This window comes from Paenibacillus sp. J2TS4 (assembly GCF_018403245.1).
GTDB lineage: Bacteria > Bacillota > Bacilli > Paenibacillales > NBRC-103111 > Paenibacillus_L.
In genome coordinates this window covers 376,060-400,177 of the sequence record NZ_BOSH01000003.1, presented here as the reverse complement: position 1 = coordinate 400,177, position 24,118 = coordinate 376,060, and the positions used below count along the sequence as shown (strand labels likewise).

The window sequence follows — 24,118 nt, the reverse complement described above, 5'->3', positions numbered from 1 at the left end:
AGCTCTCATTCCGTTCCGAAGGAAAGTGCCTCCGAAGCTTCAAACATCTTGTTTTGTATTCCTTCTATGGGATGGGCCTTTGGATGGTAGGAATACAAAGCCAAAACTCGCCCTGGAAGCATCTTTCTTTCTCCACTTCATGAGCTATTCCTTCATTAGTTCAATTTATATAGTAACATTAAGCAATGTACTCTATTTTTTTACATTTATTTCATTGCACTCGGAACTAATGCGTCCTTGTACGATATTTCGTGCAAAGACGATCCTTTCACGGAACTAGTGCGCCCATTTATACGATTGTTCATACAAAAACGGGACCTTCGCGGCATACACACGGCTGATTGTCCGATTTTTCGTACAAACCGGGCTCATTCGCAATCAGATCTATCGATACTTGTACGATATTTCGTACAAAGACGACCCTTTCACGGAACTAGCGCACCCATTTGTACGATTTTTCGTACAAAACGCCTTCATTCGCTTATGCTCTATCATGCATTTGTGGATAAAGGCACTTATTAACCTGCCCTCCCCACAATTGCGTTCCAGTAACACGCCACAGCCCTCAAACAACTTTAAAATAATCCTCAAACCTCGTACTCCTTCAGCAGATGGCCACGAACCTCGTACTCCGAGCGGCCCGCCTGAACGATCAGCGCCAGCTCTTCACCGTCCACCTCCGAGGACATCACTTCTCCCAGCCGGTAAATCTTCGCCAGCAGATCGCCGCGGCTCGCGGGAATCCGGTATTCGATGCGGATTCCGCTCAATCGGTCTTGGATCCGCTCCTTGAGCCTGTCCAAATCTTTCGGTTCATAAGCGGAGAGCCGCATATAGTCCCCGGGCGCTGTCAGCCACTCCCGGTCGGCAGGGGAGCACAGATCGACTTTGTTGAACAGCGTCAACTGGTCTTTGCCATGGGCTCCCAACTCCTCCAGCACCTGATTTACGACCTGAATCTGCCCATCCCTCATCGGGGAGGAGCTATCGACGACGTGCAGAATAAGATCGGCCTCCAGCACCTCCTCCAGCGTCGCCCGGAAGGCGGCGACCAGATCGTGAGGCAGCTGCTGTATGAAACCGACCGTATCGGTCAGGACGATTTCCTTGCCGCTCGGCAGCCGCAAATTCCGCGAGGTCGGATCCAGCGTGGCGAACAGTTGATTCTCCACGTAAACATCCGCATCGGTCAGCTGCTTCAGCAGCGTCGATTTGCCGGCGTTCGTGTATCCGACCAACGCGGCTTGATAGACGCCGATTTTCTTGCGCCGGGCCCGATACAGGGAGCGGTGCCGCGTAACTTCGGCAAGCTGCCGCTTCAAATCGCTGATCCGGCGGCGGATGTGCCGGCGGTCGGTTTCGAGCTTGCTCTCGCCGGGCCCTCTCGTCCCGATTCCTCCCCCCAGCCGGGACAGATTCTTGCCGTGCCCGGACAAGCGGGGAAGCAAATAGGTCAGCTGCGCAAGCTCCACCTGAAGAATCCCTTCCCGGGTACGAGCCCGCTGGGCAAAAATATCGAGGATGAGCTGCGTCCGATCGATTATTTTGACATCCAGCGATTCCTCCAGGTTCCTTACCTGGGCCCCGGACAGCTCCTGGTCGAAGATGGCGGTGTTGGCCGCGAGCTCCATCACCCTCTCCTTCAGCTCTTCCACCTTTCCCTTGCCGATGAACCATTTGGAATCCGCCGCTTCCCGGCTTTGAACGATCGTATCCAGCACCGCTACTCCGGCCGTCTCGGCCAGACGGACCAATTCCTCCAGAGAAAAAGCGGCTAAATCCTCCTGCCTTTTCTTCTCGTGGGTAAGCAGGCTGACCAGAATTGCGCGATCCCCTGCCTCGCCAATCACATCATGAGTCGTTGGCTTCATACAACATCTCCTTTACGGTATAGTTTTGGGCCGATCGAGCCGCAAATCCTCGGGACGCAGCGTCATCAGCTCCTGTTTGGACGGATGCTGCCTATGCTGCTGCAGCAGGCGGACCGCTTGATGCCTCATCGCCTTCTCGATCAGATTGCGCACGAGACGGGCGTTGCTGAACGTTCCGAAGCTGGCCTCAAGCTCCCGCACCAGATGCTGCTTCAGCTTCACTTCTGTCTGAGGGTGAAACGAATATTCCCGCTCCTTAATCATCAGATGAGCGATTTGCATCAACTGCTGGACCGTATAATCCGGGAAATCCACCTGAATCGGAAAGCGCGAAGGCAATCCCGGATTGGTCCGCATAAAATCGTCCATTTCGTCCGGATAGCCGGCCAGAATGAGAACGAACTGATATTTATAATCTTCCATCGCCTTAACCATGGATTAGGTTTCGGTACACGTGCTCGCTGCAACAAAGAACCAGCTCAATCCGCCCCTCTTCATGCAGCACCGCCTGATCCACCAATAGCGCGACCAAGTCGCGTTGATCTGCAGCGGACAAGCGATCCGCGGCAACCAACCCTTTCAGTTGTCGCACATATTTTAACACAAGGCACGAATAATTAACATTTGTCTCTGCCAAGCGGAGCGAATCTTCTGCTTGGATCAGGTCATCCCGGAGTACCGCCAGCTGACGATCCAGAGTCCGTAATTTAGATTCCAGAGCCGCCTTCGTTTCAATCCATCCCGATGCGTATAAATCGACATACTTATCTCTGGCTTTAGTTTTATCCGCCACCGCACAGAGCAGTTCCTCTCTTTTCGCCTGCAGCTTCAAGATCGTTTCTGTATCGTCCAGCTTTTTCACATACCTCTTAATATACTCCTCGGGGGACTTCAGAACTGCCGCCAGCTCCGTCCATACTATACGATCCACCTGATCGGCTCTCCAGTTTCTCCCCCGGCATAAAGAATGGGAAGGTTCGTCAGTTCCAACCCTGTATCCTTTTTTCGTTTTTCCTGTACACGCATAATATTTAATCAGACCGTTGGCCGTACGGCTTGTAACGCCTGCGGTCACCGCCGCCCCGCATCGGCCGCATCTCGCCAATCCTTTGAGCAGGCAGGGCTCCGATGGCCTTCCGCTGCTCGTTTTGGCCAGCTTAGCCAGCTGCGCCTGCATCTTGTTATAAGTAGCTCTGTCGATGTACGCCGGAATCGGGATCGGAATCCACTCCTCCCGGGGTTTGCGGATCGTGCGGCCTTTTCCTTTGCTCTGGACGACCTCTGTTTTTCCATAATAATAAGTGCCTGTGTAGGACTCGTTTTTCAGAATTCGACTGATCGTCGCCTGGTACCATACCGTTCCGCTCGGCGCTTGAATCCCCCGGGCAGAAAGCTCTCTGGCCATACGCGAGCAGGAATAGCCTTTATTCAGCAGCATATCGACCAACATCAAGTAAACTCGCTTCTCTTCGTCGTTCTCCACAAGCCGGTCGTTTTCTTTATCGAAGGAATAGCCGTAAATTCTGCGGAGGCCGACGACCTCTCCTTTTAATGCCTTCGTCCTTCTTCCCCGTTTCGTATTCGCCAATATTTTAGCTTTGTTGTACTGGGCAATGCTGCCCTGCACATTAAACATCAGCATCGATTCGGGACTGTCCTTATCCAGGTCGAATTCGACAAATTCAATATCGCAGCCCAAATCCCACAAGCGGGAGGACAGCTCGATTTGCAGCTGCAAATAGCGGCTCATTCGGTCCGGATGGAGAAAAAACACTTTGGAGCCAATGCCTTGTTCAACCAAAAACATTAAATATTTCAGCATCGGGCGATCCGGATTGTCGCCGTGTTCACCGGCTTCCACCAGAACCAGCAGTTGATTCTCTGCATAGTTGTATTTCGATCTGGAGAAATTGACACAGCGTTCGATTTGCGATTCCAGCGAGAAGCCGTGTCTGGCCTGATCGTCTGTAGACACCCGGGCATAAACAAGAGCCTTGATCTGTCCGACCAAGGCATTCAGCTGCTCCCTGCGGAACAGGTGAGCTTCTCTGACAATCATGATGGGCACCACCTTGCTGTCTGAACCGGCCTTTCAGCCGGAATGAGCTTGTTGAACCTCCTTCTTTGCAGGTTTGCTTAAGATTACGGCCACCCAGCCGGCCAATTCGTTTGTAACCCGTTCCTCAGATTTGTATCCGCTATCGCCATCTTTTTTGAACGTCAAAACAATCGACAGCTCCTTGTTCATCCTCCTGCCGGCTACCCCTCCTTTCTGCTCTTTGTATACGTTATTCGATAACGAATTTGTCCGATTCGTATTATTTTTGTGATAACCGATTCAGAGCGGGAAACTACTTCTCCTCCATAGGAGCCGCCGTCCTTCCCCTGCTGCTCTCGCGTCCTCGCTTCAGTAAAGCCAGACCGAGAAGGATCAAGGGCAGAAGGACTCCAAATATAAAGGTGATGACCGGCAGCGTCTTTTTGCTCCATACATACAAATGAGCGGAGTCGGTATACAGATCGACGGATAGCGCCCACGCGGCTAACCCAATCGGAATCGTATACAATTGAGACGATCGGACCCGGGTTAATCGGGCCAATCCTTCCACGGATGCATAAAAATAAATCAAGCATTTAAAAAACAAGGAGATCAACCATATCGTAGGCATGATCACTTCCACACGGGTTAGAAAGGTTCCGATATTAATGCGCTGCGCCAGCACATAGCTCGGAAAAGTATATGCCTTTGTGACCTCTGGGCCGAACACGGCAATGCTGACAACGGAAATGATCCACAGGACTGCTCCGCCCGTTAAAGTTCCCCACATGAAGTTTTTGGCCGCCTGACGAGGATTAAGCACATGAGCCGGATAGAGGGTCAAGAAGAAGATTAACGGAAACGTGGAGAAGCTGACATACCCTAAAGCTCCGTCCAGCAAGGAGGTAACGGGTGTAGTCAGCGCCGGCTTCAGATTCTCCATCTCTATTTCCGGAGCAACCGTGAAGATCAGAAACACATACAAAAAAAGAAAGAGCCCGACAAGAACCTCGCTGGCGCGTGAAAAGGTAGCCCTTCCTAATCGCACCCCCAGAATGGCAATGATGGCAAATAATCCGTTCAAGACAACCACCGGGGTATCAGGAAAGATTTGAGTGTTCAGAAAATAGCCGACATAATAAAACAAGCTGGATAGACAAACGATAAACGCAAATAAAAAGGTGAGGGCTGTGGCGAGGTAACCGATCCATTTTCCGAGCAGCTTTTCCATTAATTCATAAAGCGTTGTATCAGGATAGCAACGGGACAGAAGCAGGTATAGACCGACTACAAGCAAGTTGATGACGAACCCGATCAATATCGCCAGCCAGGTATCATGCTTGGCCGCATCGGCCACCTGAGAGGGCACGAACAGAATAGAGCTTCCGACCGTAAATAGAAACACCAGCACAAAGAACTGTCGCGACGTTATTTTCGAATCGTTCATATCCTCATTTCCTCCGCCGTTCAATCAAGCCGCTGCATAAGCCCATCGGTGATTGGTTTCAAGACCGCCATCACTGCGTCGATCAGGTTGGGGAACGGAAGCTGCAATCCTTTAATGATCCCGATAGCGACTCCCATTATGAGAGTCGCCATAAACCAGACAAGCTCTTTGACTTGCTTGCTTTGCCATAAGGCCGGGAGGTCTATCCATGCGCCGACTACCCCTGCTAACACTACGATAATAACAGCCAGCACTCCGTTCTCCTCCTCGTCGCATCTTGATTTGTCCATTATTGACATAATTGGGGGGCGTTAATCACGAATCGCCAGACAGCTATGCTCCGCCCCCTTGTCTTCGTCCCGCTTTTCCTTCCCTTGAAGGATCTCCTCGAAAGATCTCCCGGAATGAAAAAATGACCTCTTATGACCTCAGGTTTATGCAACCGGCGTTATGTCAATAATGAAAGCAAAATCGGTAACCGAGGTCAGCGCCATGAGATTAAATCTTGCACTTCAAGACAACATCGATCAACTTCAGCACATTTTTGGTAACAGCGGCGATTTGATAGTCCGGGAATTGACCTTCGGCGATACGCCCGAAGTTCATATGGCCTTCGTATACCTTGACGGGATGGCCGACCGAACTTCTGTGTACCGTCTGATAGAATCGATCTCCAATCAAGCTGTTCAGGAAGGTTGGACCACGTCCACCGATGTTCTCAGCCTGTCGCGCATTACGATCGGGGATATCCGGACGCAGACCGATTTTGAAGCGATTCAGGAATCGATTCTTTCCGGTGAAACGGTCATCTTCACCGATCGGGAGAACCAAGCGATTTCCGTCGATACGGTCGGCTTTGAACATCGCAACGTAACCGAACCGATCTCGCAAACCGTGGTACGGGGTCCGCAGGAAGGCTTCACGGAAACTTTGCAGACGAACGTAGCTCTTATCCGTAGAAAAATTAAGGATCCGAACCTGTGGATGGAAGTAAATCCTATTGGGAGGATTACAAAGACCAAGGTCGCGATCATGTATATGAATGGTCTGGTTAAAGAATCGACCTTGCAGGAAGTTCGTTCACGCCTCCAAAGAATTGACATAGATGGAATATTGGAGAGCAATTACATCGAGGAGTTCATTCAGGACAAGACCTTCACCGTATTTCCGACGATCAACAATTCGGAACGGCCCGATGTAGTCGCTGCTTCTTTATTGGAGGGAAGAGTCGCGATTCTGATCGACGGCACCCCGTTTGTGCTGCTGGTGCCGGCCCTTTTTACCCAGTTCCTGCAATCCGCCGAAGATTACTACCATCGTTCTGATTTCGGTTTATTGCGCTTGCTTCGCTATCTTGCTTTTCTCATTTCCTTATTCGGTCCTTCCACCTATATTGCCGTTACGACCTTCCATCAAGAGATGCTGCCGACGGCCTTATTGATCAGCCTGGCTTCTCAAAGAGAGGGTATTCCTTTTCCGGCTTTTATTGAAGCCTTAATTATGGAAGTGACGTTCGAGCTGCTGCGTGAAGCGAGTATTCGGATGCCGAGAGCGATAGGCACGGCCATCTCCATTGTCGGAGCCCTCGTCTTGGGACAATCGGCAGTGGAAGCCGGTCTGGTATCCCCGGCCATGGTCATTGTCGTCTCTATAACCGCCATAGCCGGGTTTATTTTTCCAAGCTTTGATATCGGAATATCGGCCCGGGTATTGCGCTTTGGGTTTATGGGACTTGCCGCCTCATTTGGCTTTTACGGCATGTTTCTGGGAATGATTGCATTGGTGCTTCACTTGTGCCACCTCCAATCGTTCGGGGTTCCGTATATGTCTCCCTTTGCGCCATTCAGCAAGTCCGACCAGAAGGATAATGTAATTCGCGTGCCTTGGTGGAAAATGTATACCCGTCCCGATGTGTTGGTCCGTCACAACAAAACGAGGATAGGCGGGGAGCCTCAGCAAAACGGAGATTCCGGTACGAACGGGAACCATCAGGCTGGAAATCCGAATGGCGATATGAAGTGAGTCCTGCCGCCTATCGTTCTCTTTACGATCTGTATCCGTCCGGATGAAACCAATAAAGGAGATTCCTTATGCAGACATCGTTGACAGGGGTATTCCTCCTCTCTTTTGCAGGGGCTCTGCTCGCCTTCCTGTTCATTGCAGGGATGATTATCATCCTGTTCAAGCCAATCACTCAATCCCTATTAGCTCTCTTCATGAAACGATTGATGTCTGAGCGTTACCCCGCAAATATATGGGAAATGGTTACTGCCCTGACGCGAACCAGTCCGATTAAAGTGATCGAGAACAGTCTGCGCGCCGCCTCCGGAGCGATTATTGAACGCCCGTTCGGCAGCCCCCGCAAATTTTTGAACTTTGACGGGCTTACCTTTGTGCCGGCCCAGCTGGCGGTATTGCCTGCTCATGAAGAAGAGGATGTGGAGCTGCGAGTGACGATCGGACCGAAAGCGAAGAAGCCGCTGACCCTGGATATTCCTATTTTGGCAGGGGCTATCGGCTATGGGATCGGGGTAAGCGAGAAGGTCAAAATTGCCCTCGCCAAAGGGACCGCAGCCGTCGGTACAGCAACGAATACCGGAGAAGGAGGCTTTTTGCCCGAGGATCGCCATCATGCCAAATTCCTTATTATCCAGTACAGTTCCGGGCATTGGTCCAAGGAGCCTTCCATTCTCCGTCAGGCGGATGCAATCGAGATTCATATCGGCCAGGGAGCCACCGTTGGTGCTGCGAGCATAATCCCCCCCGAGTTTATGCAGGGAAAAGCGCGGGATATTATGAAGGTGAAGCCGGGCGAGCTCGTAGTCATTCCTTCTCGGCACAAGGAAATTAACCATCCGCAGGATTTGGCTCCCCTGGTAGAACAGCTGCGCGGCACTACAGGGGGAGTCCCGATCGGAGTAAAAATTTGTGCCAGCGCCAGAATGGAAGCGGATCTGGAGGTAGCCATTCAAGCCCGCGTCGATTTTATAAGCATAGACGGAAGCCAGGCAGGAACTAAAGGCGGTCCACCCATTCTGGAGGACGACTTCGGTCTTCCCACCCTCTTTGCCTTATCCCGCGCCGTCCGTTATTTGAAGAAACGCGGGGTCAAGGAGCAGATCAGCCTATTGATCGGGGGAGGCTTCTCCAATCCGGGAGAATGTTTAAAAGCCCTTGCTCTGGGAGCGGACGGGGTGTATATGGGCACCTCCCTGCTGTGGGCGATGACACACGACCAAGTCACGAAAGCCATTCCCTGGGAACCGCCTACGCAGCTAACCTTTTATCCAGGCAGCCTGGTGGATCAATTTGATGAAAATAAAGCGGCACAGCATTTGCAAAATTTCTTTACTTCCTTCGTCGAGGAAATCAAGCTGGCGATTCGGGCCATGGGCAAGGATAATCTGCAAGCCGTCGATACGAACGACTTGGCCTCGCTCGATAAGTGGACGAGCCAAGTGACCGGCGTCCCTCTCGCTTCCGAGCCTTATGATCCCGGACCTGTATGGGACCCGGACGGAGCGGGTCCCAGTGACACCGCATCTACTTCGGCGCAGTTCCCTGTGAGAGACGCCCCTGCTCCGAAAGGCAAAAACTGGTTTGAATATTTGAAGAAAAAATAGCAAATGTAGGTGTCATGCTATGCGCATTCATACTGTTCGGCCGGGAGCAGACGGCAGCCCACCCCTCTGGATAATGAAACAGAGCTGGGAACAGCTGCTGTTCCTCCATTGGCCGGTTGCTGCTTCGTCCTTGAGAAAGCTGATCCCCGAGCCCTTAACTGTCGATACGTTCGCCGGCCAGGCCTGGATCGGAATTGTTGCCTTTCGGATGAACAGAATTCGCCTGAAGGGCTGCCCGATCCCTTATCCGTTCGCCTTCCCGGAAATTAACGTTCGCACCTATGTCACCCATCCTCGGGGGCCGGGAGTGTATTTCATCAGCTTGGACGCGTCCGACCGGCTCGTGCTGAATATGGCCAAATGGTGGTACAGCCTCCCGTATCATAAGGCAGACATGCGATTTCGCCAGCGGGAAGAGCACATCGTGCTATCCAGTCACAGGCCAGGGGCATCATCCGGCTCTCCCGCCTTGTTCTCAGCTAAATACCGTCCCTTGTCACGACCTTATCTGGCAACACCAGGTACGATAGAGCACTGGTTGACGGAACGTTATCTGTTTTATTGCTTTCATAAGCTCAAGCAAACCATGTATTGCGGGGAAGTGTGCCACCCTCCCTGGATGCTCTGTCAAGCCGAGGTCGAGCTGTCCAAGAATACGATGACCGGGCCGCTCGGAATGGCCCTGCCTGAATCTCCGGAATTCATGCATTATTCCAGGGGGGTGGAGGCCCGTCTCTCGACTATTAGCCCGCTTTCATCTCTCGATTGAATGCTGTTCGCGCAGCGCATAATGTTCCTAACAACTACTTGGAAAGGATCGATATGATGAAGCTTCAGTGGAGATTCCTGCTTGGATTTATCCTCCTTTCTCTTCTTCTTACAGGCTGCTGGAGCCGCCGGGAGTTAAATGATTTAGCCATTCAGGTCGCTGTAGGGATTGATAAGTCGGATGATTTATTTCACCTGACCGCACAGGTTGTCGAACCGGGGGAAGTCGCGAAGAAGGACTCAAGCGGGGCGCGTTCTCCCGTCACCACTTATTCGGCCACGGGCCGATCCTTGATCGAAACCTACCGGAAAATGACTACCACGTCCCCGCGCCGCATCTATGGAGCCCATCTGCGAATGATCGTCCTCAGCGAGGAGGTCGCCCGGGAAGGACTTAATAAAGTGATGGATCTATTCTCCCGGGACCATGAGTTCCGAACAGATTTCTACGTTGTCGTAGCGAAAAATACAAAAGCAGAAAATATTCTAAAAATTATTACCCCACTGGAAAAGATACCGGCGAACCGGTTGCTGAATTCGTTGGAAACATCGGAAAAATATTGGGCTCCCGTGCTTGGAATTTCTCTGCATGAATTAATCAACGACATCGTAAGCGATGGAAGACAGCCGGTATTGACGGCCTTGGAATTAAAAGGCGACCTGGAGGTGGGGAAAACCGAACAGAATGTTAAGGAAATTGCGCCAGAGGCCATTTTGCATTACGTAGGGCTGGCCATATTTAAGCAGGATAAACTGATCGGCTGGTTTGACGAGGAAAACAGCAAAGGGGTCACTTACCTCCGCAATAAAGTCAAAAACACAATCGGTGTCCTTCCCTGTCTGGATAAAGAGGGAGAGATCAATATAGAGGTGGCTCGCTCGAACGCCAAAATTAAACCAGAGCTTAAGGACGGTGCTCCGCAAATCCATGTTGAACTTAAAGTGGAAGCGAATATTAGCGAAGTCTCCTGCTCCATTGATCTTACTCAACGCTCTACATTAACTAAGCTGGAACGACTTATGGAACATCATTTGGAGAAAATGATTCGTTCATCCGTTCGCCAAGCTCAAAAAATGAAATCGGATGTTTTTGGCTTCGGGGAAGAATTCCATCGATCCGAGCCCGAATATTGGGCAACGGTAAAAAATAATTGGAATCAAATATTTGCTAAAATGCCGGTTCAGTTAAAGGTGGAAGTCAAGGTTCGTCATTCCGGCACCATCGGCAATCCCATCATGAAAAAAAGCAAGGGGTAGGTCCGAATGTTGATCAGTGTTGGAGTTATCCTGGTTGGGCTGGCCATTGCCATCCGGGAAATTCCCTACCTTAAAAAAAATCGTTTAAAGAAGGAAGCAGCCGTCTTCTGGATTCTGCTTATTGCAGGAACAGGATTAGGAGTGGCACTGGGGATGAAGCTCCCTCTTCCGAATCCGCTTGATTGGATCATCATGCTTTACAAGCCCATCAGCGATGCCCTTCATCCTTGGCTGGCCGATTAGAGGTGTTCTAACCATTGAACAGCGACAAAATAACCGTTCGACAACTTGCTATCCTGCTGATATTGTTCACTATCGGTACCACTATCTTAATCGTTCCCGCTATTATGGCGGAAACGGCCAAGCAAGACGCTTGGATCGCCGCTATACTAGGCACGATATTCGGGGTCGTCTTGGCCTGGCTATATACGGTTATAGGGAATCGCTATCCCCATCTAACCTTGATAGAAATGATTAACGAAGCGTTTGGCCCCTGGCTGGGAAAAGCTTTTTCCCTTACGCTTGTTTTCTTTGCGTTCGTCACCGCGTCCGAGTTGGTCTATTTTATGGGGGATTTTATAACAGCCCAAATTCTACCCGAGACCCCTATTGAGGCGATACATATCACGTATGTTCTGCTCGTCGTTTATACCGTCCGTTTCGGCCTGGTTACGCTAGTCCGCTCGGCCGAAATTTTATTTCCATTTTTTGTTGTTCTTTTTGTCGGTCTGATCGTTTTCATTTCTCCACAAATGGAGCTGCAAAATCTATTACCTGTTCTAGACAACGGGGTTAAGCCCGTTTTTCAGGCTTCTCTCTTTTATACAAGTGTTTTTTTTCTACCTTCTATCCTTTTTTTAATGTTCTTTCCATCTGCCGTTAACGATCCCAAAAAAGCTAACCGCGCTTTAATTGTTGGAACCGCCATCGGAGGCACGGTATTGACGGTAATGATTGCTTGGGCCGTTATCGTTCTTGGTGCGGAAACGACCGCCAGACAAGCCTATCCCAGCTATTCATTAGCCAAATTGATCAATGTAGGGAAATTTTTACAGCGTATCGAAGTGATCATGGCTATTATGTGGTTTATTACGATCTACTATAAAATGTCCGTTTATTTCTATGTTTCTGTAACGGGCCTGGCCCAAATATTGAATTTTAAAGAATATCGTTCTCTCACTTTGCCGTTAGGAATGATGCTGGTCGTCTTATCGTTAATTGTTCATCCGGATTACGTCCATTCAGATACCTACGATAAAGAAACGTGGTTTCCGTATGTATCCACTTACGGGCTGGTGCTTCCCTTGATGCTGCTGCTCCTATCCGCCCTTCGCAACAAAAGAAACAAGGATAAACGCCTGCGGCGTCCTTGAAAAAGCGGATTCCGGCTCCAATAAACTAGCATCCCTCAACACCTCCTGCTATCGGTAATCGGGCCGGTACTAATCCAGATACAGAGCAAAGATCGAGAAGGTCGTTCCTAGCGGAAGCCGGCTGTGAAGCTCAAAGATCTCTTGGCTGGTCCGTTCGCCTAGCCTATCCAAATCATCGTCTGTTATTTTCTGCAAAAATAACCGCTCAAGAGCTTGCCGCTTATTATTCCGGCATACCCGCTCAAATTCCTCGAAAGTCAGGCTCATGCCCCGCAATTTCCTCCTGCGGATTTCATGCAAAGTAAAGAAAAAACGGCCTGAATTCCCTTTGCTTCGGTTAATAAAAAAATGGAAATCTTCCTCCGTATGGATCAACAGCTCCACCATCGAGCGCAAGGTCCCTTGCAACCCCCACTCCGCAAAAATTCGCTGTGAGAAATGATTAATCATCTGCTCTCACTTCTCCTTAAGAAAATTAATCTAATAGACAAAACTATAGAACAAATGTTCGTTATTTGATATAATGACATTATATAGCATTTATATCCAATTTGGCAATATATTGTTGTCAAATTGGTATTTTTTTAGTTACAAAGATGGACCGCCCCCTATTATGGCGATCCTTCTTACGCTATCTTTATTACAACCCGTATACTTTTTTAATCGTTGCTTCATTTAGAAAGTTGGTCTTATATATATAAAAATTATTTAAGGAACTGATATCGAATCGATCGACCATGGCGGTCAATTCATCCAGCTCCAGCTTCTTTCCTGCTGCGTAGACATCTCTGGCCATGGACAGCATCCCGGAAAACCTTACATTCGTGCCCGTTAAATAATCCAGATTAAAATAAGTGGATACCATCTTCATTCTTCTCAGGACGAGATGCTTGTCCCCGCGTCCGTTGCCTTTATTGCGGGTCGCTGATATTTTGAGAACATAATCGTTATCCACCAAGTGAGTATAGGGAGATTTGGTCCCCGGCTTGACATCTCCATTATTTTTCAAATATTTCGTCTCGTCGAGAGCGGCTGAGACAAGCTTGATGCACAGATCGCTAACGTTAAGCTTTCTCTCCCTTCCATTATCATTCCTCAGGTGTAGAAGGTTGTTATCCTGATCAATATCCACCTTGCGGAGATTCAACAGCTCACTGTAGCCCTCCCCCATAACTCCTTCGTACAGCATCTGTATAATACAAGCATCCTGATAATTGTTTAAGGAGCTGACGATATCCCGGATTTGAGCTTCCGAGAAGACGATTTCCTTAGACGTGTCAATAAACTGCCCGTACCAGCTCTTGCCCACTCCGTCCAAAGGATTAGTCGGCGCACACCGCAGCCCTTCCTTCATAGCCCACTGAATGTAATTATGAATAACCCCGCCCGATTGCCTGCTGGCATGCAGATTTAATGGATTAAGACAGGACATAACCTGCTTGATTTCATCCTCATTGAAATCATATAAATCTTTGGCATACAGCTCTTCATACATTCTCGATTTGAGAAAGACACGGCCATAAGTGGACTGGCTTCTGGCCGCAAACCCCGATAAATACCGGAGCTTATGCTGCTTGTTGAAATATCCTTGCTCATAAATAAGGTTGGACATCATCATCCCCCGTTCTCTCATCCTCATTATATTATATATTTACACTTAAAAACAATTGTGATAAAGTAAGTCTACTACAAAAATTTCCATCGTCGTTCTTGTTTTTATTTCATAGTTTTTATTTTTAAAAGTAAAAATATAATTATCCCCGCATTTTTGACGAATTTGCCAGCAAATATTTATTGAAGGGAGAGAAAGAGCATACGAGCGATCGGAGCCGCACACCCATCGGAATTCGGATTTCATGCCGTTACTCTAAGCAATACCGAATGTATTAAAGCGTTGATCAAGCTGCGCCATGAGCTGGACCTCCACAGAGAAGCTTCTGACATGATGAACGCAGATTCAGCCGGAAATATAAAGCATGTTAACCAGGAAATTCTGTGTCTGTACGTTGATCTGGACCATCTCATTCGCCGCTGTAAATTTAACGAGCTGCAGGAAGACATTCTTAACCTTTTGCAGGACGGCCGGCCCGAAGAAACGATTGCGCAAAAATGGAACAAAGACGTCTCGCAAATATATCGGGTGCTGGAGACCATTTGCAAGAAAATAAAAAAACAAAATGATCAGGAATGGAAGTACGACTACCTCTACCTGAATTATCTTACGGTCCAATGGGAGTACAAGAAGTGTTCCCGATGCGGGACGATGAAGCCGATGCATCCCGAATTCTTTAGTCCTGACTCCTCCAAAGCGAGCAGATTTAAATCGATATGCAAAGCTTGCAGATAGCGGCATTTAGCCGCGGGGACAAAAAATTGCAGTAAAAACGATAGTCTGTGCAGTATATAACGATGAGGAGGCCAAGCGATGAGATTCAAATTTCGAACTCCCGATGGTGTTAAACTATTGAATACAACGAAAGAGATGACGGACAGCGATCGAATGAACCTGTTTAAAAACGAAATATATAATGTTTACGAAGAATGGTTCATAGCCAATAAACATACTTATCTGGCTCAACGCTTTCTGAGCGATTGCGCCAACTATTTGATCAAAGATACGAATAACAAGACTACCTTAACTAACCGCAAAAGCAAAAATATCGCCAAACGGGAGCTTCCGCTTTCTTCCGTCAGCAATAAATATTATGAAGATTTATTGTTTGCCGGCCGAGGCTCTGATGAAGCAGGCGGCACCTACTATGAAGCAGGCGGCTCTTCCCACTCCCCATGGATGGACGGGCTCGATTCAGTCACCGATTATGAGCTTGGCAGGCAGAACAAGGTGAAAGCCAATCAAATAAGCCAATACTGCCAAACCAGAGCCTGGCGAATAACGAAGCTGTACTCGACACCTGTAACCAACACTTACCGGATTGAGAAGGTGCAAGGAGTACCGATCACCATTAACGGCTTTCCTTCCGTCGACTATTCGACCACCAATATTTTTGGCCATCCTATTCTCGACGCCGTCCCCTGTCAAATCGGAGGCATCCAGGGAATCGTCAAGCTGGGACAAACATACAAAGCCGAATGGTGTATAGTCGATACGGAAGGCGGCTTTCAATTTAACGGTCGCCACTTCACGTTGAATACATCCCGGCTCGCAGGCTACAAGCTAACTTTGGGCAACCGCTCCAAGATGGATTCCATTCTCTGCTATTACACTGGAAATGACTATCATTTTTTCGATGAAAACATAGAACCTATTGATATGAAATGGATACAGCAGCGCCATTTTTAATCACCCTTTAAAAGTAAATATATAATTATTTATCGAAAGGAGGTGAGTGTGACTTGCCGACTACCCAGCTCTCCAGAGCCATTCCTTATGATTACACGACGTTAAGCACAAAGGCTCCATGACACGAGGCCATCATACACGGAAGGTGGGATCAAAAAAACAGGCCGACAAAGCCAAAATCAGCAGGGAGTGTCCATTGATCCGATATGAAGATCAATCATGAAGAAATCAAATTAAAAACACTGGCTAATTTACCAACGGCGATTGCCGGAATTCGTATCACCCCTCTATCCTTGCATGAGATTATCCAGCATGGATATACCCGATATAATCTGTATCTATCGGCTCTAACGCTGCACAAAGAACATTTGATTCATCCCGATTACGTCCATCAGCTTCCCGACCATATCGGGGTCCTAGAGATTATAGCGTCTCATCCAGACCGTGAAATCTCACACGCTTTCTTTGACGGATTAAAGTTCTTTCTCCAAACCGATCAGGTCGTTTACGACAACGGACTGTTCGTTAACGATATACGGATTAGCCCTGCCGAACTGGAACAGCTCATTCAAGTCATCAAAATCCAGAACTGCCTTCTCACTCCCGAGGATGATGACTTCAATCCTATTAATGAACGGGCCCAAAAAATCAAACAAAAGATGCTCGACAATAAAAGGAAGATACAAGAGCTGAAAAAAAGCTCCGGAGATGCAGCAGAAAGTCTCACTTTCTCGGATTTGATCTCGATTGTTTGTGCCCATGCCAATGGAATTCATATTCACAATGTTTTCGAGCTAAATATGTTTCAATTTAACAATCAATTCAACCGGATGAAAATGCTGGATGAATATGAGGTCAATATACAGGCGCTGCTTCACGGCGCAGATTCTAAACAAATTCAATTAAAACATTGGATGTCTAAAATGGGATAGGTCCCCCCTTTACTATTTAGACTATACAGGAGGAAAAATATATGAGATATGGTGTACGCGAAATTTGTAATGTTGTTCTTAAGGATGTAACTACCAAGGAACCGGTTGTCTATTTGGAGAGCTTGACTACCTCCAGTCTGGAGACGAGCGGAGAGACCGTTTACGCGCGCGGCGGACGCGGCAATCCGAAGCTCATCGGTTGGGATTCGGATAAGGAAATCGTGATGAACATGGAGGATGCGCTGATCTCCAAAGCTTCTTTAAGCGTTCTTGTCGGCAATGAATTTAAAGCAACGGCCAAGCCGGTACATAAGAAAGAAGTGCTGTCTGTTACAGAAGACGGCGGCGAGACGATTATTACCTTGTCTAAGGCGCCAACAGCCGCGGCCGGTTACCCTTCCTTCTTCTATGCCACTTCTGACGGAACCTCGATGGACGCCAAGCTAACCGGAACGGTGGAAGGAAACCAAGTGAAGCTGAGCGGCGATTCCCTGCCTCAGGCCGGAGATCAAGTTATTGCCGATTACTACGTGGAGGCCCCGGCCAAAGCGGAATCGATCGTAATCGACAGCTCCAAATTCCCCGGCACTTACCTGCTGGAGGGAGAAACGCTGTGGAGGAATGAAGCCGGGAAAGACGTTCCCGCCTTGTTCACGATTCCGAAATTGAAAGTAAAGCCGAATTTCACCATTGGCATGGCGGCGAGCGGCGACGCTCAACCGTTCAGCTTTGAAACCGAAGTGCTGAAGGACAGCGCATCTACCGCAATGGTCATTATCGACGTTCTGGAAGACTAATCCAGAAGCGGGGGCGAGACATCGCCCCTTTTTATATACATAAATCATCCCTTAAAGGAACTGAGAGGAGCTGCAGGCATGGCGGCAAAACCATCAAAAAAACTGACGAAAACCGTACTCCATAAAATCGATTCGCAGCTGAATCAACGTAAAAAAATAACCGTGCTGGGACAATACGAAGTCCAAATCGATACCTACTTCAAATTAAGCAAAATCCAGGATGTCGCGATGGATTACTTAAAAATCATTACGGAGCTGAAATCGCGCAAAAACATAACGGACCGCACCATTATGAGATCGGTAGCCTTGATCAGCACGCTGGCGGTCAAGGAATTTTCCGACGCGCCGATCCCCGACCTATCCAGGATCGACGACTTGATCAAAGTATCCGCCCAATTGCTCGATACCGGAATTCTCAAGGAAATCTGGGACGCCTTCCCCAGTGATCAATTGGCTAGATTAGAAGAAGAAATAAACAAGATTTCTGCGGAATTCGGCAAGCAAATCGGAGAAGCGGCCATTGCGGCCAGCCTGCAGGAACAGGATAAAGCGGCAAACCAGGAGCCCGCCAACCCGCAGTTGTAACCGGGCAGCAGCAGGCGTATCCGTTTCAACCTGTCTATCTTCATGTTGTTTGGAGCAATTATAAATTTTGTGAGAAAGGGAGTTATATAATATGCCTAAATACAAGTACATCTTTACTGAACAAGTTTTAACGAACCTGTTGTTATTCCTTCAAGAGGTTCCGCTGAAGGGAAAAGAAGTTCCCGCCTATAACGAAATTCTGCAGCTTCTAAACCATCCCCTTCCAGACGATAAAGACGATATGGAAAATAACAGTGAACAGAACGAAAAAACAACGAATGTTTAAGAAATGATTATATAATGTTGGCAAAAGATTAATGGAGCGTCCCTATCGGCCGCTTCTTTGTTAATGGAAAAGAAAGGAGTGGGCCGGTAATGGCAGCAAATAAAGACCTCAAATATATATTGACGGCTGAATTGGATATTCAGAAGTCGATTCGGAATATTAACAAAGCGATCAAAACAATTCAAGAGCAATCCTCCTTACAGAAAATTAAATTAAAATTTAATATAGATCAAAGCTTGCTGCAATCTATTCGCAGCTTCACGCAAGCTATGGAGCAAATAAGTATAAGCCAGTGGACTTCCGTACTTAGTGAAAGCACCAAAGAAACCCGTGCTTTCCAAAAGGCGGTCGACGCCACGACCGGAAGCGTCAGTAAACAGGAGGAGGCCATGAAGAAAACCGCCTCTTCCCCCTTTCTGGACGCCTACAAGAAGAAGCTTCAGAATTGGGCTGTCCATCTCCCGCTGCGCGCGCTTCAAACCATGGTCAGCACCTTGATTGAAGTAGATAAGCAAATGAACGGATTAAAGCGTGTCATGGATAAAGACACGAATTTCGATCAGATGCTTCGCCGCAGTATAGACCTGTCCTCACAGCTAGGACGCAGCGTAGCCCAGATTAACGAAACGATGACCGGCTTCGCCAGACAGGGCTACAAAGAGGATCAGGTGCTGGACTTAACGAAGGCGGCCACTCTGATGACCAATCTGAGCGAATTGTCAGGCGAGGAAGCGATCGCCTCGCTAACGTCGGCGATGACGCATTTTAATATGGTGGCGGCCAAATCCATTCAAGTCGTCGACGCCCTCAACGCAGTCGACAACCAGTTCGCGATCGATGCCAAAAATCTGGCCCTGGCGATGACGGCCAGTGGAAGCGCAGCCCGCACGATGGGCGTATCAATGGAAGAAATGCTCGGCCACATTACAGCAATAGGATCCGTTACCCGCGAAAGCGGGAGCATCGTCGGGGAGAGCTTGAAGGAGATTTATTCCCGTCTCACCACCAGAAGCGGTTCCGCCGATGCCTTACGCACCGTCGGCCTCTCCATTGCGGCAGCCAACGGAGAAATGAAGTCCGCCACAGCCCTGCTGGACGAATTGGCCGGCAAATGGAACACGTTATCCGACCAGACTCAGCGCAATCTGGCTATTCAGTTGGCCGGACAGGATCAATACTCGCGTTTTATGACGCTCATGAACAACTATCAGACGGGCCTTCGGGCCACCGAAACCGCGTTGAATTCTCAAGGCTCCGCCATGCGGGATAACAGCGAGTACATGAACTCCCTGGAGGCACGCATCCAGCGCATGCAAACGGCCTGGCAGGAGCTCTCCATCGCATTTGGCCATGCCTTGGTCACCGACTCCCTAATCAGCCTGATCCAGGTGGCGACCACATTAGCCAATCAATTGGCCTGGCTGGTGGATAAGGTGGGGGTTCTTCCTGTAGTGTTTGGTGCTGCCGCTATTTCAACGATCGCCTTGAAGAACGTGTTCAAACTATTCCTCATAGCTAACGCGAATGTAGTTCGAAGTATTCTAGGTATCGTACCGGCCACAGCGATTGCATCAACCAGCCTCAGAGGACTGATTGCTACCATTAGAACACTGAATATTACGTGGAAAGGCTTCTTGGCTTCTACCGGCATTGGCTTAATTGCAGTCGCTATTGGTGCGGGGCTCGAATGGTTAGTAGGTAAACTGGCAGCAACCCAGGATGAATTGGAGCAAACTTCAACTTCACTAGACCGTTTAAACGAACAGACGGCTTCTGCAAGTCGATTAAAAGAATTATCCCAACAATACGATGAGTTGGCGCAGAAAACGACTAAAACCGCTGAAGAAAAAATTAAATTATCCCATGTAGAGAATGAACTGCAATCTCAATTTGGTATAGCACTCCACTCATTAGATGAACAATCGGACGCTTACAAGCGGAATAGTACGGCCATTAAACAGCATCTAACCTTTCTCCAGGAAGAAATAAATCTGGAACGTGAAAAAGCCTCTTTAGCCTATCGCAGCAAGGAAGCCTCCATGGATAGCCAGATTGAGAAACAGTTGAGCAAAACTGAAGAAGCCAAGCAATCTCTGGACGAACTAAGGGCTAAATATAGCGAATTTCTTGAAAACCGGGATAACAACATGGCCATGAGCAATGAAGGCGGATATTTTACAACGAAGCTCACCTCCGTGATCGGTCTCGATCCCAACGATAAAAATCATGCCACCTCAATGAAAGTCATGGGGCAGCAGCTGGCCAAAGAGCTGGCGGAAGCCCAGAAGAAATGGGAAGAACAAAGCAACAAGCTCAATGAATCCGTTAGAGTCAAAGAAAAAGCGCTCAAGGCAGAGTTTCAAAACTATGTGGATGGAATGGAAGCAAATGGTGTGAAGATTAATCAAAGCACCCGAATACTCTTTGACGCAATAGCTTCCGTGTCCGCCAAAAGCAATCTTAAATTAGACACTCTCCAGTTGGAAAGGCTGTTTACCCTTTTTCAGACGGCGGATATTCAAAATATCGATGATGTTGATCGCCTATTTAATAATCTGCCAGAGGGCATTAAGCTGACCGGCGAGGAGCTGGAATCGCTCCAAAATATTCTTTTACAAACAAGCTTTAACCAAATGACTGACGAGACAGACGCTTTTAACCGAGGCCTTGAACAGACGGCAGATCAAACAGAGAAATTACAAGACAAATTTCAAGAGGTCTCCTCCGAAATTAAAAAGTTAAATCAAGTCATGGGAGATTTATCTGAAGGCCAGTCTCTTTCAGGCGAAGCCGTAGCCGATTTAATTATTCAATATCCGGAATTGGCGGGCCATATAGAGAAAGTAACAGATGGCTGGACCATTGAAAAAGAAGCTCTGGAAAACCTGAGAAAAGCTAAAGTCCAAAAAGCGATAGATGATTTAGATTCTGAGAGAAAAATGACTCTAGCTACAGTTGTCAGCTCTATGTCGAGAATAAAAGCATATGGACTAGAGCTTAAAGCACTGCAAGGAAAAAAAGATGCGCTAGACAACCTGGAAGCCATTGAGAGTAAAATAGCCGAGTTAGACGACCCCTCTCTTCCAGAAAAATACGGGATCCCGGAGCCGATTCTGGATGCTCACAAAAAGGGCTTGCAAAATATTAGCAGCCAATTAAAAGACTACATCGAAATTGAAAACCAAATAGAACAATTGGAACGGGTTGTTTCTGATCCGAATTTTGGTACTCCAGCTAATCATCGTTCCTCCAGTCAAAATAAAACATCTACAAGCCAAGAGAAGGAAGCAGAGCCCTTGCCCACATTTAAACAGCAAATGGAGGATACTTTAAAACAACTAGAGACCATTGATGGGAAAATCCTCGAAACGAAGTATCTAATGGAGAATGCTGATCTGAATGGGGACTTGCATGAAAAAATTTCACTTGAAAAAGAATTGAACGTTTTATTGGAGGAAAGAAAAAAGAAGTATCACGGAGTCGCTGAGTCGCTGCGCACTATGAGAGACAATGAAATCATCCCGGAATTGGATCAGAAATTTAGCGATTTTAGACAGGGACGGAGCTTCACGGAAATTTCTCAGGTAGAGATTCAGAAGTTCCGAGAGGAACTGGAGCTGAAGGGTCTCAAGCAGGAAAGAGACCTGTTTAACTACTACATAGATATGATAGAGCAAGTCAACAACGCTGCGGACGATCTCTCCAACAAATGGAAAAGCGATCATAAGGACGGATTAAGCAGCCGCAATAATGTTTTTACTAATACGCTTAATAATATAAGAGATACGACAAGCAGCACTTTGGAGGTGATGAAAAAAGGATTCGATGAATCCTTACGAACGATGGAGAAGTACCCTTCCATTTCCGCAACGTACAGGGATGAGCTTTCGAAGCAAATTGACTTGCTCAAGCAAAAACAAGCAGCTGTTCATTTGGAAGCGGAAGAGCTTCGGGCTTTATTGCAAGATGAGTTATTAACTATAGAGCAAAAGAAATTGCTAAATGATCGAATTGAAGAATTGTCCTCTTCCTGGTGGGATTTCAATAAAACAATAGAAAACACCCATTTCAAAAAAATTAATTCCTTAATAGAAGAGTCTGCGAATCATGTCAGGAAATACGACGAAGCTTTAAAAATTTCTAATGAACGGTTGAAGCACCTTGAGGAAGGAACCCAGTCATACACGGACGAACTATCCAAACAACTAGACATCCTTAAGGACAAACTGGCCGCAGAGGAAGCTCATGAAAAAGTCATTAGAGAGCAGATGAAAGATGTCCATCTTACCGAGGATAATTGGAACGAACTGAACGGGCAGCTCAAGCAATCGGTTATGGCTCAAATGGAAATTGCTACAGCTATGAAGGACACTAACAAGACTATTAAAAGTCAATTAGAGAAGCTTGCGGAGGATGTCATCCATCTTTACAAAGAGATGTACCGTAAACAAAAAGAAATGGCTATTAAGGCCATTGAAGAAGAAATAAAAGTGTTAGAAAGAGCCCATAGCGATAAGATCAAAATGATCGATGAAGAAACAAAGAAATACGAGGAAAAAGTTAATGCTATGACAAGGGCTATGGATGATCAAGCAAGCGAGGAAGATTACAACAAAGAGTTAAATAAACTATTGAAAGAACGGAATGAGCTTCATTCCAAAATTGAAACTAAGAAATTAAATGACTCCAGGGAAGCACAGGCCGAGCTTGCAGAATTACAAAAACAATTGAATGAAAAAAATGAACAAATTGAAGAGTTTCAGCAGCAACGTTCCCGAGAGGAGCTAAAAAAGCATCTGCAAAGGCAGCTGGAGGAAAAGAAAAAAAGCACAGATAAAGAAAAAGAAATAGCCGAATCCGCCTTGCAAAAAGAAAAAGAACGTCTGGATCAGCTGAAAGATAAGACAGAGAAGCACTATGAAGACTTACTGAACGATGAACGAAAATTTGCCCTTCTCCGAGAAGAGATTATGAAAGGCAATATCAGTAGTGTTATGGAAAAATTCGGAGAGTTTCGGGGCTTCATTCTATCTAACAGCCAGGAAATTGGCAACAGCATTTCTGAGAACATGCTAAATACTATGAACAAACTATCTCAAAACCTTTCACTGGCCTCCAACAACCTAAACTCTGAATTTTCTAATATCGCGCGCGATCTAGACAATACACTTATAAAAAAGCTGGAGGATATTATTGCTAAATTTACAACCATTGGAAAGATGAATTTCGATAACAGAATTACTCCTTCTCCTACTCAAGAAACAACGGGGTACTATTCCCCATCATCAACTGATGAACAGAGTAGGATTAATGAAATGAAAAAAAATAGCGAGCTCTGGCACCAGGATCCTATTAATAGAGAGAAATACCAACAAGACAACCAGAAGATAGGTTCGCAGATTGGCGCAACCTACAATGCCCCCGAAGGCACTTGGTATAAGAATGGGCTCCCGCTGTTTCATGACGGCGGTATTGTCGGTGGCAAAGGTTCTTCTATCGTCGAGAGCCTTCATATGCTGTTCAACCTGGGCTCTGACGAGAGGCTCTCCATCTTGAAAAACGGTGAACTGGTGGTCAAGAGCAATCCCATTACAGACTTGGCTAGCAAAATCAGCAGCGGCCTAAATTCATTCAGCCTCTCCAAGCTCATTCCGCCTGTGATGAGAGTGAATGACATGCAAAAGCCCGCCAACCATATCCAGATCCAGATTGATAAAGTAATGGGAGATCGCAAAGGTGCGGAAGAAGTATCTTCCATCATTATCAAAACTTTGTCTGCCAAGGGAGTGATTTAACTGAAAGAGGCAACCGATTTTTATTACGACGGAATCTACTCTGTA

General features: G+C 47.4%; 20 protein-coding genes and 1 pseudogene. 13 read left to right on the top strand and 8 right to left on the bottom strand.

What is annotated here, in order from left to right; genetic code table 11:
• Positions 1-587 precede the first annotated feature (587 nt).
• The 6 genes and pseudogenes from hflX to KJS69_RS09080 all read right to left on the bottom strand — a co-directional run bounded on the left by hflX (position 588) and on the right by KJS69_RS09080 (position 5,610).
• Positions 588-1,871, bottom strand: a complete 1,284-nt coding sequence (hflX, locus tag KJS69_RS09105) for a GTPase HflX (protein ID WP_213583410.1) — start codon at positions 1,869-1,871, stop codon at positions 588-590.
• 12 nt (positions 1,872-1,883) lie between these two features.
• A pseudogene (locus KJS69_RS09100) lies at positions 1,884-2,309 on the bottom strand (AAA family ATPase); the annotation flags it as partial.
• Positions 2,299-3,930, bottom strand: a complete 1,632-nt coding sequence (locus KJS69_RS09095; protein WP_213583408.1) for a recombinase family protein — start codon at positions 3,928-3,930, stop codon at positions 2,299-2,301. The gene KJS69_RS09095 and the pseudogene KJS69_RS09100, both read right to left, overlap by 11 nt.
• Positions 3,931-3,963: 33 nt before the next feature.
• Positions 3,964-4,119: a hypothetical protein gene (locus KJS69_RS09090; RefSeq protein WP_213583407.1), complete on the bottom strand. Its 156-nt coding sequence runs from the start codon at positions 4,117-4,119 to the stop codon at positions 3,964-3,966.
• Positions 4,120-4,222: 103 nt separating this feature from the next.
• Positions 4,223-5,356 (bottom strand): GerAB/ArcD/ProY family transporter, encoded by a 1,134-nt coding sequence (locus KJS69_RS09085; RefSeq protein WP_213583406.1) that lies wholly within the window; start codon positions 5,354-5,356, stop codon positions 4,223-4,225.
• A gap of 20 nt (positions 5,357-5,376) precedes the next feature.
• Positions 5,377-5,610, bottom strand: coding sequence for a hypothetical protein (locus KJS69_RS09080; protein ID WP_213583405.1), 234 nt, complete (start codon positions 5,608-5,610; stop codon positions 5,377-5,379).
• 205 nt (positions 5,611-5,815) lie between these two features.
• Here KJS69_RS09080 and KJS69_RS09075 point away from each other — a divergent pair, with 205 nt between their 5' ends.
• From KJS69_RS09075 to KJS69_RS09050, 6 genes are all read left to right on the top strand, one after another.
• A complete protein-coding gene (locus tag KJS69_RS09075) occupies positions 5,816-7,378 on the top strand; it encodes a spore germination protein (RefSeq protein WP_249730439.1) in 1,563 nt (520 codons plus the stop codon).
• A 68-nt stretch (positions 7,379-7,446) separates the two neighbouring features.
• A complete protein-coding gene (locus KJS69_RS09070; protein WP_213583403.1) occupies positions 7,447-8,979 on the top strand; it encodes an FMN-binding glutamate synthase family protein in 1,533 nt (510 codons plus the stop codon).
• Between the two features lie 19 nt (positions 8,980-8,998).
• Entirely contained in the window at positions 8,999-9,748 is a 750-nt protein-coding gene (locus KJS69_RS09065; protein WP_213583402.1) for a YqjF family protein, read from the top strand.
• A gap of 53 nt (positions 9,749-9,801) precedes the next feature.
• Positions 9,802-11,004 carry a Ger(x)C family spore germination protein gene (locus KJS69_RS09060; protein ID WP_213583401.1) on the top strand — a complete coding sequence of 401 codons (1,203 nt, stop codon included), beginning with the start codon at positions 9,802-9,804 and terminating at the stop codon, positions 11,002-11,004.
• Between the two features lie 6 nt (positions 11,005-11,010).
• Entirely contained in the window at positions 11,011-11,247 is a 237-nt protein-coding gene (locus KJS69_RS09055) for a hypothetical protein (protein ID WP_213583400.1), read from the top strand.
• A 14-nt stretch (positions 11,248-11,261) separates the two neighbouring features.
• A complete protein-coding gene (locus KJS69_RS09050) occupies positions 11,262-12,377 on the top strand; it encodes a GerAB/ArcD/ProY family transporter (protein ID WP_213583399.1) in 1,116 nt (371 codons plus the stop codon).
• A gap of 69 nt (positions 12,378-12,446) precedes the next feature.
• On the opposite strand, the gene KJS69_RS09045 is transcribed toward KJS69_RS09050, so the two are convergent.
• Entirely contained in the window at positions 12,447-12,827 is a 381-nt protein-coding gene (locus KJS69_RS09045; protein WP_213583398.1) for a hypothetical protein, read from the bottom strand.
• Positions 12,828-13,017: 190 nt separating this feature from the next.
• On the bottom strand, positions 13,018-13,995 hold the full coding sequence (locus tag KJS69_RS09040; RefSeq protein ID WP_213583397.1) for a site-specific integrase: 978 nt from the start codon (positions 13,993-13,995) through the stop codon (positions 13,018-13,020).
• Between the two features lie 324 nt (positions 13,996-14,319).
• Between KJS69_RS09040 and KJS69_RS09035 the strand changes: the two genes are divergently transcribed.
• The 7 genes from KJS69_RS09035 to KJS69_RS09005 all read left to right on the top strand — a co-directional run bounded on the left by KJS69_RS09035 (position 14,320) and on the right by KJS69_RS09005 (position 24,073).
• Positions 14,320-14,724 carry a hypothetical protein gene (locus KJS69_RS09035; protein ID WP_213583396.1) on the top strand — a complete coding sequence of 135 codons (405 nt, stop codon included), beginning with the start codon at positions 14,320-14,322 and terminating at the stop codon, positions 14,722-14,724.
• A gap of 78 nt (positions 14,725-14,802) precedes the next feature.
• On the top strand, positions 14,803-15,678 hold the full coding sequence (locus KJS69_RS09030; protein ID WP_213583395.1) for a hypothetical protein: 876 nt from the start codon (positions 14,803-14,805) through the stop codon (positions 15,676-15,678).
• A 206-nt stretch (positions 15,679-15,884) separates the two neighbouring features.
• Positions 15,885-16,610, top strand: a complete 726-nt coding sequence (locus KJS69_RS09025; protein ID WP_213583394.1) for a hypothetical protein — start codon at positions 15,885-15,887, stop codon at positions 16,608-16,610.
• Positions 16,611-16,651: 41 nt separating this feature from the next.
• Positions 16,652-17,407, top strand: a complete 756-nt coding sequence (locus tag KJS69_RS09020; protein WP_213583393.1) for a hypothetical protein — start codon at positions 16,652-16,654, stop codon at positions 17,405-17,407.
• Between the two features lie 78 nt (positions 17,408-17,485).
• Positions 17,486-17,992 (top strand): hypothetical protein, encoded by a 507-nt coding sequence (locus KJS69_RS09015; protein ID WP_213583392.1) that lies wholly within the window; start codon positions 17,486-17,488, stop codon positions 17,990-17,992.
• A 91-nt stretch (positions 17,993-18,083) separates the two neighbouring features.
• Positions 18,084-18,278, top strand: coding sequence for a hypothetical protein (locus tag KJS69_RS09010; RefSeq protein WP_213583391.1), 195 nt, complete (start codon positions 18,084-18,086; stop codon positions 18,276-18,278).
• An 89-nt stretch (positions 18,279-18,367) separates the two neighbouring features.
• The gene (locus tag KJS69_RS09005) at positions 18,368-24,073 is read left to right on the top strand and encodes a phage tail tape measure protein (protein ID WP_213583390.1); all 5,706 of its coding nucleotides are present in this window, start codon (positions 18,368-18,370) and stop codon (positions 24,071-24,073) included.
• Positions 24,074-24,118: the final 45 nt, after the last annotated feature.

Bases quoted from the DNA above. Each gene is read 5' to 3' on its own strand.
- KJS69_RS09055 (WP_213583400.1), top strand. From the start codon at position 11,011: ATGTTGATCAGTGTTGGAGTTATCCTGGTTGGGCTGGCCATTGCCATC.
- KJS69_RS09090 (WP_213583407.1), bottom strand. From the start codon at position 4,119: ATGAACAAGGAGCTGTCGATTGTTTTGACGTTCAAAAAAGATGGCGAT.
- KJS69_RS09085 (WP_213583406.1), bottom strand. From the start codon at position 5,356: ATGAACGATTCGAAAATAACGTCGCGACAGTTCTTTGTGCTGGTGTTT.
- KJS69_RS09020 (WP_213583393.1), top strand. From the start codon at position 16,652: ATGAGATATGGTGTACGCGAAATTTGTAATGTTGTTCTTAAGGATGTA.
- KJS69_RS09075 (WP_249730439.1), top strand. From the start codon at position 5,816: ATGAAAGCAAAATCGGTAACCGAGGTCAGCGCCATGAGATTAAATCTT.
- KJS69_RS09095 (WP_213583408.1), bottom strand. From the start codon at position 3,930: ATGATTGTCAGAGAAGCTCACCTGTTCCGCAGGGAGCAGCTGAATGCC.
- KJS69_RS09065 (WP_213583402.1), top strand. From the start codon at position 8,999: ATGCGCATTCATACTGTTCGGCCGGGAGCAGACGGCAGCCCACCCCTC.
- KJS69_RS09060 (WP_213583401.1), top strand. From the start codon at position 9,802: ATGATGAAGCTTCAGTGGAGATTCCTGCTTGGATTTATCCTCCTTTCT.
- KJS69_RS09045 (WP_213583398.1), bottom strand. From the start codon at position 12,827: ATGATTAATCATTTCTCACAGCGAATTTTTGCGGAGTGGGGGTTGCAA.
- KJS69_RS09010 (WP_213583391.1), top strand. From the start codon at position 18,084: ATGCCTAAATACAAGTACATCTTTACTGAACAAGTTTTAACGAACCTG.
- KJS69_RS09025 (WP_213583394.1), top strand. From the start codon at position 15,885: ATGAAGATCAATCATGAAGAAATCAAATTAAAAACACTGGCTAATTTA.
- KJS69_RS09030 (WP_213583395.1), top strand. From the start codon at position 14,803: ATGAGATTCAAATTTCGAACTCCCGATGGTGTTAAACTATTGAATACA.
- KJS69_RS09005 (WP_213583390.1), top strand. From the start codon at position 18,368: ATGGCAGCAAATAAAGACCTCAAATATATATTGACGGCTGAATTGGAT.
- KJS69_RS09015 (WP_213583392.1), top strand. From the start codon at position 17,486: ATGGCGGCAAAACCATCAAAAAAACTGACGAAAACCGTACTCCATAAA.
- KJS69_RS09070 (WP_213583403.1), top strand. From the start codon at position 7,447: ATGCAGACATCGTTGACAGGGGTATTCCTCCTCTCTTTTGCAGGGGCT.
- KJS69_RS09040 (WP_213583397.1), bottom strand. From the start codon at position 13,995: ATGATGATGTCCAACCTTATTTATGAGCAAGGATATTTCAACAAGCAG.
- KJS69_RS09035 (WP_213583396.1), top strand. From the start codon at position 14,320: ATGATGAACGCAGATTCAGCCGGAAATATAAAGCATGTTAACCAGGAA.
- hflX (WP_213583410.1), bottom strand. From the start codon at position 1,871: ATGAAGCCAACGACTCATGATGTGATTGGCGAGGCAGGGGATCGCGCA.